The 15,261-nt window shown below is 55.4% G+C and carries 12 protein-coding genes; 6 read left to right on the plus strand and 6 right to left on the minus strand.

Translation table 11 applies throughout. The features are described from left to right. Positions 1–247 precede the first annotated feature (247 nt). The 3 genes from O3S68_RS20495 (at position 248) to O3S68_RS20505 (ending at position 4,383) form a co-directional block, all read left to right on the plus strand. Positions 248–916: a glutathione S-transferase family protein gene (locus tag O3S68_RS20495; protein WP_269232358.1), complete on the plus strand. Its 669-nt coding sequence runs from the start codon at positions 248–250 to the stop codon at positions 914–916. 299 nt (positions 917–1,215) lie between these two features. Beyond that, on the plus strand, positions 1,216–2,565 hold the full coding sequence (ghxP, locus tag O3S68_RS20500) for a guanine/hypoxanthine transporter GhxP (RefSeq protein ID WP_017459481.1): 1,350 nt from the start codon (positions 1,216–1,218) through the stop codon (positions 2,563–2,565). Positions 2,566–2,736: 171 nt separating this feature from the next. Next, positions 2,737–4,383, plus strand: a complete 1,647-nt coding sequence (locus O3S68_RS20505) for a Na+/H+ antiporter (protein ID WP_020456156.1) — start codon at positions 2,737–2,739, stop codon at positions 4,381–4,383. Positions 4,384–4,431: 48 nt separating this feature from the next. Here the strand turns inward: O3S68_RS20505 and O3S68_RS20510 are convergent, their stop codons facing one another. Next, complete coding sequence (locus O3S68_RS20510; RefSeq protein WP_045511818.1) at positions 4,432–5,325, minus strand: LysR family transcriptional regulator; 894 nt, start codon at positions 5,323–5,325, stop codon at positions 4,432–4,434. 100 nt (positions 5,326–5,425) lie between these two features. Here O3S68_RS20510 and O3S68_RS20515 point away from each other — a divergent pair, with 100 nt between their 5' ends. Together O3S68_RS20515 and O3S68_RS20520 are read left to right on the plus strand one after the other, a co-directional pair. Continuing rightward, positions 5,426–5,833, plus strand: a complete 408-nt coding sequence (locus tag O3S68_RS20515) for a CidA/LrgA family protein (protein ID WP_020456158.1) — start codon at positions 5,426–5,428, stop codon at positions 5,831–5,833. Then, positions 5,830–6,519, plus strand: coding sequence for an LrgB family protein (locus tag O3S68_RS20520; protein ID WP_269232359.1), 690 nt, complete (start codon positions 5,830–5,832; stop codon positions 6,517–6,519). Before O3S68_RS20515 ends, O3S68_RS20520 begins: the two co-directional genes overlap by 4 nt. Positions 6,520–6,549: 30 nt before the next feature. On the opposite strand, the gene O3S68_RS20525 is transcribed toward O3S68_RS20520, so the two are convergent. The 4 genes from O3S68_RS20525 to acs form a co-directional block, all read right to left on the minus strand. Then, on the minus strand, positions 6,550–7,845 hold the full coding sequence (locus O3S68_RS20525; protein ID WP_269232360.1) for a Gfo/Idh/MocA family protein: 1,296 nt from the start codon (positions 7,843–7,845) through the stop codon (positions 6,550–6,552). Between the two features lie 151 nt (positions 7,846–7,996). Continuing rightward, on the minus strand, positions 7,997–9,646 hold the full coding sequence (actP, locus tag O3S68_RS20530; protein ID WP_045511824.1) for a cation/acetate symporter ActP: 1,650 nt from the start codon (positions 9,644–9,646) through the stop codon (positions 7,997–7,999). Then, positions 9,643–9,957, minus strand: a complete 315-nt coding sequence (locus O3S68_RS20535; RefSeq protein WP_170956342.1) for a DUF485 domain-containing protein — start codon at positions 9,955–9,957, stop codon at positions 9,643–9,645. Before O3S68_RS20535 ends, actP begins: the two co-directional genes overlap by 4 nt. A gap of 247 nt (positions 9,958–10,204) precedes the next feature. Beyond that, positions 10,205–12,163 (minus strand): acetate--CoA ligase, encoded by a 1,959-nt coding sequence (acs, locus tag O3S68_RS20540; RefSeq protein WP_269232361.1) that lies wholly within the window; start codon positions 12,161–12,163, stop codon positions 10,205–10,207. A gap of 684 nt (positions 12,164–12,847) precedes the next feature. Here acs and gltP point away from each other — a divergent pair. Further along, positions 12,848–14,161 carry a glutamate/aspartate:proton symporter GltP gene (gltP, locus tag O3S68_RS20545; protein ID WP_020456165.1) on the plus strand — a complete coding sequence of 438 codons (1,314 nt, stop codon included), beginning with the start codon at positions 12,848–12,850 and terminating at the stop codon, positions 14,159–14,161. A gap of 307 nt (positions 14,162–14,468) precedes the next feature. On the opposite strand, the gene O3S68_RS20550 is transcribed toward gltP, so the two are convergent. Beyond that, on the minus strand, positions 14,469–15,176 hold the full coding sequence (locus tag O3S68_RS20550; protein WP_269232362.1) for an ArsR/SmtB family transcription factor: 708 nt from the start codon (positions 15,174–15,176) through the stop codon (positions 14,469–14,471). Between the last annotated feature and the right edge of the window lie 85 nt (positions 15,177–15,261).

The following is a 15,261-nucleotide window of genomic DNA, read 5'->3' on the forward strand; positions in this document are numbered from 1 at the left end:
GCCCGTTGGGGCGCTTTAGTCGTTTTCCGGTCTTTGTCTTTCTCTCTATCCCGCTCAGTTACGGGAGGGTTTCCCCCGACACCAGCACCCCTCAGTATGTTGGAGGTTCCGGGTTGTGCTGACACTTTTAGTGTAGGCCACAGCGGCATAATTGCTACTTTTTTGAGCAATTATTTTTGTCTTTTTTTTCACCGCTGCAAGTGCGGGTTTTCTATAGTTAATGTGTATGAATTCTCTGGAGAAAAATATGCTTACGGTGCATCACCTTAATCAGTCTCGCTCCCAGCGTGTGCTCTGGGCTTTGGAAGAATTGGGCGTGCCGTATCAAATTGTCCGTTACCAGCGAGAAAAAACGATGCTGGCGCCGGAATCCCTGAAAAAAGTGCACCCGCTCGGCAAGTCACCGGTGGTGGAAGATGACGGGCTGATCCTCGCCGAATCCGGGGCGATCCTCGAATATTTGCAGGAAACCTACGATCCACAGCAGCGCTTTAAACCGCAGGAGACGAAACAGAAGCTGGATTACCGCTTCTGGCTGCACTATGCCGAAGGTTCGCTCATGCCCGTACTATTAATGAAACTGGTGATGAGCAGCCTGGGCAAACCCCCGGTGCCGTTCGGGATTCGCAGTGTTGGCAAACTCCTCGCGAAGGGTGTCGATAAAGCGTTCCTGAAACAGCAAATTGAAAACCATGCGCGCTTTATTGAAGGCGAACTGGCGCAGAAAAGCTGGTTTGCAGGAGATCAGCTGAGCATGGCCGATATTCAGATGAGTTTCCCGGTGTTTGCGCTGCTGGCTCGCGGTGGCTTGGAGGATTTGCCCAACTTACGTGCGTGGAAAAAACGGGTCGAGATGCGTCCGGCATGGCAGCGCGCCATTGTGCAGGGTGGGCCATTTGATCTGCCTGGCAGCTAAAAATGATCGGCAAATGTTGCAAAGTTGCGCACCGACGATAACGTTTGCGCATCTGACGCCCACTTCTTCGCCGCTTCGCGCGAAATTTAGCGAAAAGCGGCAAAGTTCAGTTGAAAAGCGCCATATAAACGCTGGATAATCGTTTGCCTTTTTTTGACCAACCGTTGTATGCGCGGAGTTAAACGTTTGCTTTTTTGTGACCCTTTGTCACAACGCAGCCCAGGGAGATGACGTTTAACCGGCAGTGGACTGTCCACCACGCATGCCAACGCACAATAAAATTCTCAGGGGATGTTTCTATGTCTACGCCTTCTGCGCGTACCGGCGGTTCGCTTGACGCACTGTTTAAAATTTCTGCCCGTGGCAGCACGGTTCGTCAGGAAATCGTTGCCGGTTTAACCACCTTCCTGGCGATGGTCTATTCGGTCATCGTCGTACCTGGCATGCTGGGTAAAGCCGGTTTCCCACCGGCGGCTGTGTTTGTCGCCACCTGCCTGGTAGCCGGTGTCGGCTCCATCGTGATGGGCCTGTGGGCGAATCTGCCGCTGGCTATCGGTTGCGCTATCTCTCTGACCGCCTTTACCGCGTTCAGCCTGGTGCTGGGCCAGCATATCAGCGTACCGGTCGCCCTTGGCGCGGTGTTCCTGATGGGTGTGCTGTTTACCGTTATCTCTGCCACCGGCATCCGTAGCTGGATCCTGCGCAACCTGCCGCAGGGCGTTGCGCATGGCACCGGTATCGGTATTGGCCTGTTTCTGCTGCTGATCGCCGCCAACGGCGTGGGTCTGGTTATTAAGAACCCGCTGGACGGCCTGCCGGTGACTCTCGGCCACTTTGCCAGCTTCCCGGTGATCATGTCGCTGATTGGTCTGGCGGTGATCATCGGCCTGGAAAAACTGAAAGTGCCGGGCGGCATTCTGCTGACCATTATCGGCGTGTCGATTGTGGGGCTGATTTTCGACCCGAACGTACATTTTTCTGGCATTTTCGCCATGCCGTCGCTCAGCGATGACAAAGGCAACTCGCTGATCGGCAGCCTGGATATCGTCGGCGCGCTGAACCCGGTGGTGCTGCCAAGCGTGCTGGCGCTGGTGATGACAGCGGTATTTGACGCCACCGGCACTATCCGTGCGGTAGCGGGCCAGGCAAACTTGCTGGGCAAAGACGGCCAGATTATCGATGGCGGCAAAGCGCTGACCACCGACTCCCTGAGCAGCGTCTTCTCAGGCCTGGTGGGTGCGGCACCGGCAGCAGTGTATATCGAATCTGCGGCGGGTACGGCGGCAGGCGGTAAAACCGGCCTGACGGCGATCACCGTGGGCGTATTGTTCCTGCTGATCCTGTTCCTCTCTCCGCTCTCTTACCTGGTCCCGGCTTATGCCACGGCACCGGCGCTGATGTACGTTGGTCTGCTGATGCTGAGTAACGTGGCGAAAATCGATTTTGCCGACTTCGTCGACGCGATGGCGGGGCTGATTACAGCCGTGTTTATCGTGCTGACCTGCAACATCGTAACCGGCATCATGATCGGTTTTGCTTCGCTGGTAATTGGCCGCGTGGTATCCGGTGAGTGGCGCAAATTGAATATCGGCACCGTGGTGATTGCCATCGCGCTGGTGGCTTTCTATGCGGGCGGCTGGGCGATCTGACACCGCTTTTCCTCTTCCTGTGGACAGAGGGCGTTGAGCATAAACCTTTACACAATGGGCAACTTCGGTTGCCCATTTTTTTGCCCACAGCCCGGTTTCTTTGCGTTAAGCTGAAGGCTCTGGCATCAAGGTCTGAGGCCTTTATAACAACACATCGCAAACAGGGAACGCATGGAAATATTTTTTACCATTCTCATCATGACCCTTGTCGTCTCGCTTTCTGGCGTCGTGACTCGTGTTCTTCCATTTCAAATCCCGCTTCCGCTGATGCAGATCGCCATCGGCGCACTGCTGGCCTTTCCCACCTTTGGCCTGCATGTGGAGTTCGACCCGGAACTGTTCCTGGTTTTGTTTATTCCGCCGCTGCTCTTCGCCGACGGCTGGAAAACGCCCACGCGCGAGTTCCTTGAGCATGGCCGCGAAATCTTTGGCCTGGCGCTGGCGCTGGTGGTGGTCACCGTGGTCGGGATCGGTTTCTTAATTTACTGGATGGTGCCTGGCATTCCGCTGGTGCCCGCCTTTGCGCTGGCGGCAGTGCTGTCGCCAACCGATGCCGTAGCGCTTTCCGGCATTGTCGGGGAAGGGCGCATTCCGAAGAAAATTATGGGTATTTTGCAGGGCGAGGCGCTGATGAACGACGCTTCGGGTCTGGTGTCGCTGAAATTCGCCGTGGCGGTAGTGATGGGCACCATGGTGTTCACCGTGGGCGGCGCGACGTTCGAATTTTTCAAAGTGGCGATTGGCGGTCTGCTGGCCGGGTTTGTGGTCAGCTGGTTGTATGGCCGCTCGCTGCGTTTTCTCAGCCGCTGGGGCGGCGATGAACCGGCAACGCAAATCGTGCTGCTGTTTCTGCTGCCGTTCGCCTCCTATTTGATTGCGGAACACATCGGCTTTTCCGGCATTCTTGCGGCGGTCGCGGCGGGGATGACCATCACCCGTTCCGGCGTGATGCGCACCGCGCCGCTGGCCATGCGTCTGCGCGCCAACAGCACCTGGGCGATGCTGGAGTTCGTCTTTAACGGCATGGTGTTCTTGCTGTTAGGCTTACAGTTGCCAGGCATTCTGGAGTCTTCGCTGGTGGCGGCAGAAGCCGATCCAAATGTCGAAACCTGGATGTTGTTTACCGATATTGTGCTGATTTACGCCGCGCTGATGCTGGTACGTTTTGGCTGGCTGTGGACGATGAAGAGATTCAGCCAGCGTTTCCTGGTGAAAAAACCCATGGAGTTCGCCTCGTGGAGCGACCGCGAGCTGCTGATCGCCACTTTTGCCGGGGTGCGCGGGGCGATAACGCTTGCCGGTGTGCTCTCCATTCCGCTGTTGTTGCCGAGTGGCGATGTCTTTCCAGCGCGCTATGAACTGGTGTTCCTCGCCGCCGGGGTGATCCTGTTCTCGCTGTTTGTTGGCGTAATCGCGCTGCCTGCATTGTTGCAGCATGTTGAAGTACGCGACCACGCGCAGCAGTACAAAGAGGAGCGGATGGCGCGCGCAGCAACGGCAGACGTGGCGATTGTCGCGATTCAGAAGATGGAAGAGCGGCTGGCGGCAGACACCGAAGAGAACATTGATAACCAGTTACTCACGGAGGTGAGTTCGCGGGTGATCGGTAACCTGCGCCGCCGTGCAGACGGACGCAATAACGTTGAGAGTTCCCTGCAGGAAGAGAATCTGGAGCGCCGTTTCCGCCTGGCGGCACTGCGCTCAGAGCGCGCCGAGCTTTACCATCTGCGCGCAACCCGGCAGATCAGTAACGAGACGCTGCAAAAACTGCTGCACGATCTCGACCTGCTGGAAGCGCTGCTGTTAGAGCATAAGTAAACCCTGCGCCGGGCCGCCGTTTATGCGCTGCCCGGCCAGTTAACCCCGCTACTCGCTTTTATCATCAAGCCAGAACCCTTTACAACATTGCAGCCACGCCTGCGCACTGCGGGAAAGATAAACCCCTTCGCGCCAAATCATTCCTAACTCCCAGCGCAGGTCGCTCTGCAGCGGGATCCAGCGCAGCGTGGTTTTATCCAGCCGCTGGCAGACCGGCTCCGGCAGAATGGCAATACCCACGCCCGCTTGTACCATCGCAGCGAGAAAATCCCACTGACCGCTGCGCACGGCGATACGCGGCTTCACGCCATGTTGTTGAAACAGCAGCATGAGCTGGCGGCTTAAGGCGAAATCTTCGTTGTAGATCAGCAGCGGATGCCCGGCGAGTTCCTCCGGCGTCACGACTTCACGCGCAAGCCAACTGCCGGAGCGCGGCACCAGCACGCACATTGCATGGCTGAACAGCGGCAGGGTAGCCAGGCCACTCTCTTCTTCGACCGGTAGCGCCGTCATCGCCACATCCAGTTCACCGTTGCTCACGGCTTGCTGTACGGTCAGACCGCCAAACTCGGCAATCTTCAGTTCCACACCGGGATAGCGCTGGCTGAAGAGGTTGATTGGCCCGGCCATCAGCATGCCGACCATCGGCGGAATGCCGAGGCGCAAAATCCCTTTGTTCAGGTGATTGATGTCGCCAAGTTCGGTTTCTAACTGGCGAAACTCCGCGAGGATGGCGATGCCGCGCTCATACACCACGCGGCCGGTATCGGTGAGTAAAAGTTTGCGCCCGTCACGAATAAGCAGCGTGCAGTTCAGCTCGTCTTCGAGATTTTTCAACATCTTACTGATGGTCGGTTGCGTCACAAACAGGCGCTCCGCCGCGCGGGTGAAACTTTGCTGACGTACCACCTCCACAAAATAGCGCAGCGTTCTGATGTCCATAATTATTCCTTAGAACTATGTATGCGATGAGTTTAATTCATTTCAGTAGCGCATTGGGGCTCTCTATACTGGCCGCCTGCTTATTTGATGGAAAATCGTTATGGACGTGGCGTTAAGCCGTGTTACGCCTGCCCTTGTGCGTCGTTTACAGGTTCCGCTTCAGGTATTGCTTTATGCCGGGCTGTTTATCTTTGCGCAATACCTGGTTCAATGGCTGCATCTGCCGCTTCCCGCCAATCTGGTAGGCATGATACTGCTGCTGGGGTTAATACTTTGTCGGGTGATCCCGCTCAATTGGGTGCGCGCCGGCGCGCATTGGCTGCTGGCGGAAATGTTGCTGTTCTTCGTGCCTGCGGTGGTCGCCGTGGTTAATTACGCGCAACTGTTGATGGTGGAAGGCTGGCGCATTTTTATGGTGATCGGTTTGAGCACGCTGTTGGTGCTCGGTGCTACCGCCTGGGTGGTGGATAAAGTCTACCGCTTTGAACTCAGCAGGCTGAAAAAATGAGTGATGTCGCTTTAAGCCTGCTGTGCCTGGCGATGACGCTGGTGTGCTATTTCCTCAATAAACGGCTCTACCGCCGTTTTCGTAAATTGCCGCTGATGCCACTGGTATTCACGCCGCTACTGTTGGTGTTAATGCTGGTGTTCGGCCATATCTCCTGGCAGGACTACATTGGTGAATCCCACTGGCTGATGTGGCTGTTGGGGCCCGCGACCATCGCTTTCGCCGTGCCGGTGTATGACAACCTGGCGATTATTCGCCGTCACTGGATGTCGCTATCAGCGGGTGTGATCACCGCTTCGGTGGTGGCGGTAACCAGTTCGGTCTGGCTGGCGCGGTTGTTTACGTTGCCGGATGAGATCCAGCGCAGCCTCGCGGTGCGTTCAATCACCACGCCTTTTGCGCTGGCGGCCGCCGGGCCGATTGGTGGCCAGCCGGATCTGGTGGCGCTGTTTGTAGTGGTCACTGGCGTATTTGGCATGGCGGTTGGCGATGTGCTGTTTCTGCGCTTATCAATTCGCGAAGGCGTGGCGAAAGGGGCCGGTTTTGGCGCGGCCTCGCACGGCGCGGGCACCGCACGTTCTTATGAACTGGGGCAGCAGGAGGGCGTGGTCGCAAGTCTGGTGATGATGCTTTCTGGCGTATTGATGGTGCTGGCAGCGCCGCTGATCGCCAGCGTGATGTTTTAGCTCCCCGCCTGGCAACGGGGAGCCGGAAGGTCAGTGCTTTTTCAGCCTAGCTATCAGTTCGAACTCGTTAAAGTTAACCGGGCGTTGCTGCTGCATAGAAATGTTCCCGGCAATGCCGGTCAGAATCGACATCGCACCTGCGCGGTGATCGGCGGCGCGTTTCAGCGGGTCATTGCCCGGCGTGCCAAACAAGTCCGCCAGCATGGCGTTATCGCCGCCGCCGTGGCCGCCTTCGCCAAGGATAAAATCCGCTTTCCACGGTGCGGCAAACATCGGAAACACGGTGATGTCGCAGGATTCAAGGCTGCCTTCACTGGCGCGCTCGCCGCCGGCGTTGACGTAGGATTTCTCGACGATTTTCATCTCCAGCCGCCCCTGGCTGCCGTTAAACATCACGTTTAGCCCTTCCCACGGTAGATAAGTATTTAGCGAATAAGTGAGCTGGCACTGGTTCTGGTATTTCACCAGCACTGACAACGTATCTTCGATGGTGATGCCATCGCTGAACACGCTCTGGTCGCGCCAGTAGTTATCTTCATGTTCCGCGTCGAGATAAAGCGCTTTTAATTGCGGATTGTCCACCATATGCAGCGCGAAAGGATCATCGTGAGCGGCGGCATAGCCGTGCGTGCGCGGGTAAAATTGGCTAACGCCGCGTTTTTCGGCGTTCTCTTTGCCATAAAAACGCAGCCCGCCTTCGGCATACACCCGCTGCGGGTAGCTGTTGAGCCAGAAGTTCATCAGATCAAAATGGTGGGTCGATTTATGCACCAGCAGCCCGCCGCTGTTGCGTTTTTCCCGGTGCCAGCGACGGAAATAATCGGCGCCGTGTTCGGTATTCAACAACCATTCGAAATGTACTGAATAAACGTCACCGATGGTGTTGTTCATCAGTAACTCGCGCACCTTACTGTGGTGCGGCGCATAGCGATAATTAAACGCCACGCGCACGGTTTTGCCGGTCTGCTCAATGGCATCGAGAATACGCAGCGCGCGCTGCTCGTCGATGGTCATCGGCTCTTCGGTGATCACATCGCAGCCTGCGTGTAACGCCCGCACAATGTAGTCGTCATGGGTTCTGTCCATGGTGGTGACAATAACAATGTCTGGCCGGGTTTCGCGGATCATCGCCTCAAACTGCGCCGCTTTCCACGTGGAAACGGGCTGCGCGTCTTCGTTTTGTAACAGCTGGTTGGCGTAATCCATGCGCGTCTGGTTGCTGTCGCAAAACGCCACCATGCGGGCATTCTCTTTCCACTGCCCGCCAATGGCAGAAATATACAGCCCGGCGCGCCCACCGGTTCCCACTAAAGCATATTTTTTCATCACACCCTCTTCAGTCATAAATGAATTAACGTGCTGATGTATTAAAAACATTGTTTCAATAAGCTGAGGTTACTGTAGCGCGCTGGTGGGAGAGGGGTAGCGAAAAGGCGGGAAAGTGTGATCCCCGGCCATTACTGACCGGGGCGGAGGGTTAATGAGCGCGGCCCTGCTCGATACCGATCCCGGTTTGCGAACGGATAAACTGCGCACGGAACTGCTCGCGCTCCAGTTTGCCGGCTTCGGTGTTGTCGGTGGCGGAGAAGATCCAGATACCGATAAACGCCACGGCAATGGAGAACAGCGCCGGGTACTCATACGGGAACACCGGTGCGGCGTGACCAAGGATCTGCACCCAAATTGTCGGGCCGAGGATCATCAGGACAACTGCCGTCAACAGACCCAGCCAGCCGCCAATCATCGCACCGCGCGTGGTCAGCTTCGACCAGTACATCGAGAGCAAAATGATGGGGAAGTTACAGCTGGCGGCGATCGAGAAGGCCAGCCCAACCATGAACGCGATGTTCTGTTTTTCGAACAGGATGCCGAGCAGAATGGCGACAATCCCCAGTATCAACACGGTGATTTTCGACACTTTCAGCTCCTGGCGTTCGGTCGCGCCTTTGCGGAACACGTTGGCGTAGAGATCGTGGGAAACCGCAGAGGCACCCGCGAGCGTTAACCCGGCGACCACCGCCAGAATGGTGGCGAACGCCACGGCGGAGATAAAGCCTAAGAACAGGTTGCCACCAACCGCATCTGCCAGATGCACTGCCGCCATATTGTTGCCGCCAATCAGCGCGCCCGCCGCGTCTTTAAACGCCGGGTTTGCGCCCACCAGCATGATGGCGCCGAAACCGATGATAAAGGTCAGAATGTAGAAGTAACCCATAAACCCGGTGGCGTAGAACACGCTTTTACGCGCTTCGCGCGCGTCGCTGACGGTGAAGAAACGCATCAGAATATGCGGTAAACCGGCGGTGCCGAACATCAACCCAAGCCCGAGCGACAGGGCGGAGATCGGATCTTTCACCAGCCCGCCAGGGCTCATGATTGCCACCCCTTTCGGGTGGACAGCCATCGCTTCCGTGAACAAGTTATTGAAGCTGAAACCGACGTGTTTCATTACCATAAAGGCCATAAAACTCGCGCCGAACAGTAACAGCACCGCTTTGATGATCTGTACCCAGGTGGTGGCGAGCATGCCGCCGAACAGCACATACAGCACCATCAGCACGCCAACCAACACCACGGCGACGTGATAATTCAGGCCAAACAGCAGCTCAATTAATTTGCCCGCGCCGACCATTTGCGCAATCAAATACAGCGCGACAACCACCAGCGAACCGCAGGCGGAAAGGGTGCGGATTGGGCCTTGTTTCAGGCGATAAGAGGCCACATCAGCAAAGGTGTAACGCCCCAGGTTGCGCAAGCGTTCGGCGATTAAGAACAGAATGATCGGCCAGCCGACGAGGAAGCCGAGCGAGTAGATCAGGCCATCGTAGCCGGAGGTGTACACCAGCGCGGAAATCCCCAGGAACGAGGCTGCTGACATAAAGTCACCCGCTATTGCCAGGCCGTTCTGAAAACCGGTGATATTACCGCCGGCGGTGTAGTAATCGCTGCGCGAACGCACCCGTTTGGATGCCCAGTAGGTGATGTACAAAGTCAGCGCGACGAAAATGACGAACATAATGATCGCCTGCCAGTTGGTCGGCTGGCGTTGTACCTCGCCGGTGATGGCATCGGCGGCGTGAGCCGTAAAAGGAAGTGTGGCGGCCAGCGCCGTCAGGACTCTCTTCATGATGCTTTTACCTCGCTCAGAACCGCTTTGGTCAGACGATCAAACTCGCCGTTTGCCCGCCAGACGTACACGCCGGTCAGCACAAACGAAATCACAATCACACCGATACCAATCGGAATACCGCGCGTGACGCTGGTGCCTTCATGCAAGGGCGTACCGAGCCAGTGCGGGGCAAACGCGATCAGCAAAATAAAGCCGACGTAGATAATCAGCATGATGATGGAAAGCATAAAGGCAAACCGTTGCCGTCTTTCGACTAACTCCCTGAAATGCGCACTGTTTTCTATCTGTTGATAAATGTTATTCATCACAGAATTCTCCAGAGGTCTCCCCGTTGTCTTGCGCGCTGCCGGTCAGTTGGCCGCACGCGCCCGCCCCAGTCACATCGTTATCGTTGCGCCTGGGATATGCGCGTTTGCCGCTTTCCTGCAACACGAAATCCATTAGGAATTGTAGGGTGAGGTGGTTGTTTCCTCTCCTTGGAAGGAGAGCGTTATGGTTGCGTTTGCCGCCGGATAACACGCTTTCGCGCCGCTATCCGGCAGGGTTTTACGATTATTACGATGGCATGGTAATGGCCTGCTTCTCTTCGAGCAGTTTTTCCACTACGCCAGGATCGGCGAGCGTTGAGGTATCGCCGAGATTGCTGGTATCGCCAGCGGCGATTTTGCGCAGAATACGGCGCATGATTTTGCCGGAGCGGGTTTTTGGCAGTGAGTCTGTCCAGTGCAGCACGTCCGGCGTCGCCAGCGGGCCAATCTCTTTACGCACCCAATTTCGCACTTCGGTGTACAGCTCCGGCGACGGCTCTTCACCGTGGTTGAGCGTGACGTAAGCGTAAATGGCCTGGCCTTTAATGTTGTGTGGAATGCCGACGACCGCCGCTTCGGCGATTTTGGGGTGTGATACCAGCGCCGATTCAATCTCTGCCGTTCCCAGACGGTGACCGGAGACGTTCAGCACGTCATCCACGCGACCGGTGATCCAGTAGTAGCCATCTTCGTCACGACGCGCGCCGTCACCGCTGAAGTACATATTTTTGAAGGTAGAAAAATAGGTCTGCTCAAAGCGTTCGTGATCGCCAAACAGCGTCCGCGCCTGGCCCGGCCAGGAGTCGGTGATCACCAGGTTGCCCTCGGTCGCGCCATCGAGCGCGTTACCTTCGTTATCCACCAGCGCAGGCTGCACGCCGAAGAACGGGCGCGTGGCGGAACCGGCTTTCAACTGGGTTGCGCCGGGAAGCGGGGTGATCATAAAGCCGCCGGTTTCCGTCTGCCACCAGGTATCCATGACCGGGCATTTACCGTTACCGATTTTTGACCAGTACCACTCCCATGCTTCCGGGTTAATCGGCTCGCCGACGGAACCGAGGATCCGCAGCGAAGACCGGCTGGTGCCATCAATCGCTTTATCCCCTTCCGCCATCAGCGCGCGAATGGCGGTTGGCGCGGTATAGAGGATATTCACGTTATGTTTGTCCACCACCTGGCTCATGCGCGCCGGGGTCGGCCAGTTCGGTACGCCCTCAAACATCAGCGTGATGGCGCCGCAGGCCAGCGGCCCGTACAGCAGGTAGCTGTGCCCGGTTACCCAACCGACGTCGGCAGTACACCAGTAGACATCGCCCTGATGATAATCGAAGACATATTTAAAGGTTGACGCGGCATAGACCAGGTAGCCGCCGGTGGTGTGCAGCACGCCTTTCGGTTTCCCGGTGGAGCCGGAGGTATAAAGGATAAACAGCGGATCTTCTGCATTCACTTCTACCGGCTGGTGCTGGTCGCTGGCCTTGTCGGTCAGCTCGTTCCACCACAGATCGCGCCCTTCCTGCCAGTCGATGTTGCCGCCGGTGCGTTTGAATACCACGACATGCTCGACGCTGCTGACGTTCGGGTTTTTCAGCGCGTCATCAACGTTTTTCTTCAGCGGAATGTTGCGCCCGGCACGCACACCTTCATCGGCGGTGATCACCAGCCGTGAGCTGGAGTCAATAATGCGTCCGGCGACCGCTTCCGGCGAGAAGCCGCCGAAAATGACCGAATGCACCGCGCCAATACGCGCACAGGCGAGCATTGCCACAGCGGCTTCCGGCACCATTGGCATATAGATGGCGACAACATCGCCTTTCTTAATACCGAGCGACACCAGCACATTGGCGAAGCGGCAGACATCGCGGTGCAGTTCACGGTAGGTGATGAGTTTGCTCTGGCTGGCGTCATCACCTTCCCAGATAATGGCCGTTTGATCGCCGCGTTCGGCGAGGTGGCGGTCGAGGCAGTTGGCTGCCAGGTTCAGCGTGCCGTCTTCATACCATTTAATGGAAATATTGCCTGGCGCGAAGGAGGTGTTTTTCACCTTCTTATAAGGCTTGATCCAGTCGAGGATTTTGCCTTGCTCGCCCCAGAATGTGTCAGGGTCAGTTACCGATTGCTGGTATTTGGCCTCATACTGCTCCGGATTTATCAGGCAACGTTCCGCAATATTGGCGGGAATATCGTGTTTATGTATTTGGCTCATGGCGATTGCTCTCCTTGTAAGATGTTAATAATATGTCACAAGAACGTTAATTGTAGGGCCTTTGCCAGCTTTGTTTACTATTTGCGCGATAGATCACGCATTAAATGAATTGTGCAAAAAGCGAGCAAAATAAATGTGCTGGCGCGCGAAAGAACGCAAAAAGGTGGAACGGCAAGAAAGACGCTTCATAACAGCAAGTTATGGAAGGTGACAATTCGATTACGCTTACTACCGGCGTTAAAAAGCAGGCTGTTGCAAGCCTATGAAAATCCATCACGTAACCAGTAGGGTGGTAATGGTTACGATGATGAATTATTCACTGCATTAACAAGGAATCGCAGACGAAATAACGTTAGAAATTGGCTTATGAGACATTTTTCGTGATTAAAAAATGCGCAAATAAACGAATTACCCACAATAATTTCCGATGGTAAATATTGGATTTGCCGATAGTGAAAAGTTTTTCATAACAAAGAGTTATTTGTCATAACTGAAATAAAAGACGGTTTTTGAGTAAAAATTCAGTCAAACCCCCTCCCGGTATAGGGTTGCGCGTTACACCCTGCAAATGATACTGATAATGCGCGTTAAAAAACCCCGCAATACTGTGCGACGCTAATCATACCCTTTCAGTATGTGTCGTTCCTTGCCTGGAATGGCGCTTCATTGAGGATGTCTGTAGTTATGAAAAACATGAAAATCAGCCTGGCCTGGCAGATTCTGCTAGCCCTTGTGCTGGGTATTCTTCTGGGTAGTTATCTGCACTACCACAGCGACAGCCGCGAATGGCTGATTGCGAATCTCCTGTCTCCGGCGGGCGATATCTTTATCCATTTGATCAAAATGATTGTCGTGCCGATTGTTATCTCGACACTGATTGTCGGCATTGCAGGCGTTGGCGACGCGAAACAGCTTGGCCGTATCGGCGCGAAGACCATCATCTATTTCGAAGTGATCACTACGGTGGCGATTATTCTCGGCATCACGATGGCGAATGTGTTCCAGCCAGGCGCGGGAATTGATATGTCGCAGCTGGCGACGGTGGATATTTCGAAATACCAAAGCACCACCGCGGATGTGCAAAGCCACGCCCACGGCCTGATGGGGACGATTTTATCGTTGGTGCCGACCAATATCATCGCGTCGATGGCGAAGGGCGATATGCTGCCGATCATCTTCTTCTCGGTGCTGTTTGGTTTGGGGCTCTCTTCCCTGCCAGCTTCGCACCGCGAGCCGCTGGTCACCGTGTTCCGTTCTATTTCCGAAACCATGTTTAAAGTCACCCATATGGTGATGCGTTATGCGCCGGTCGGCGTGTTTGCGCTGATCTCTGTAACGGTGGCGAACTTTGGTTTCGCTTCGCTGTGGCCGCTGGCAAAGCTGGTTATCCTGGTCTATTTCGCCATTCTGTTCTTTGCGCTGGTGGTGCTGGGCATTGTGGCGCGCGTGTGCGGTCTGAGCATCTGGATTTTGATCCGCATCCTGAAAGATGAGCTGATCCTGGCGTACTCCACCGCCAGCTCGGAAAGCGTGCTGCCGCGTATTATCGAGAAAATGGAAGCCTATGGCGCGCCGGCGTCGATCACCAGTTTCGTGGTGCCGACCGGTTATTCCTTTAACCTTGATGGTTCGACGCTGTACCAGAGTATTGCGGCGATCTTTATTGCTCAGCTGTATGGCATTGACCTGTCGCTGTGGCAGGAAATCATCCTCGTGCTGACGCTGATGGTCACCTCGAAAGGTATTGCGGGTGTGCCGGGCGTCTCCTTCGTGGTACTGCTGGCAACGCTGGGTAGCGTCGGTATTCCGCTGGAAGGCCTGGCGTTTATCGCTGGTGTTGACCGTATCCTCGATATGGCACGTACCGCGCTGAATGTGGTGGGGAATGCGCTGGCGGTGCTGGTGATCGCCAAGTGGGAGCACAAGTTTGACCGCAAAAAAGCGCGCGCTTACGAGCGCGAAATGTTGGGCAAATTTGATAAGACTGCCGATCAGTAACTTTCTCAATCCCTCCTTCATGGAGGGATTTTTACATCAGGCGGGCTTACCCGCCTTGCCTGTCAAACGACGCCGCTCGCTCATTAACGCTCTGATCGAACATCCCATCACGCTACCTCTATATGTATCCGGCCGGATGCTCAGCAGGGTTTCAACATTGATGGTAACGGGCGGGCAGGGCGGGGTCATTGTGCGTTATGTGCAGGGACAAAACGTGATCGGTCATATGCAGCTTCTCCTGTGCGCCCGGCGGTGAAGGTATTTCGCGACGGGCTGGCGCAGGCGGTGAGGGCCGACAGACGGCACATCACTCATCATCAATGTTATGAATACCCAGGCTGCGTTGCAAAAACGCTTTCCCGGCAGGGGTGACGGTCAAAATACGTGCCTCATTGGTTTTGATGATAAAACGCTTCCTGAGCAGCGCGTTAAAGAGATGCGCGCCGAGCTCTCCCGAAAGATGGTAACTCTGTTCGCTCCAGTCCATGCAGGGGATCACCAGCGCCCGGCGAGAATGGCTAAGCGCGTGAGTATCAATGCCTAAGTGTGTGCTGAACCACGTATCGCCAGCGGCGCTAATGGCAAGGTTTCCCTCCGCGGCCTCGAGCACTTTTTGTTGGCAAAGGTGCTCGTAGATGGTCACGCCGACATGTCCGGCAATATGGTCGTAGCAGGTTCTGGCATAACACATTTTCTTGAACCCGCTGGGTTTGATGCGTTCCTGAAAATTGCTATCAGCATAGGTGGCGACCATCATTGATTCTATCGCCTGGGCAATCAGCGAGTTATAAAGCCGGTAATAACGGTTGCGGCCAATTTTATCAAAGGCAACGACGCGGCAATGGATAAGTTTCGCCAGATGATTACTCGTCGATTGAGGGGAAAGCCCGGCGATGATAGCTAATTGCGACGCGGTGAGCCGGTTATTATCCATTAACGCGCAGAGCATTCTTGCCCGGCTCGCATCTGCTAATAAACAAGCCAATCGACTAAAATTAGGAAGTTGCTCTGTCATGACGTTCATAGTTCATTAAAGAATTAAACATTTATGTGTTTGTTCGTAAAGAATACCGCAATTCAGAACAGACAAGGCAGTCATA

Origin of the sequence: Kosakonia sp. SOY2 (assembly GCF_027109175.1) — a bacterium.
Classification (GTDB): domain Bacteria; phylum Pseudomonadota; class Gammaproteobacteria; order Enterobacterales; family Enterobacteriaceae; genus Kosakonia.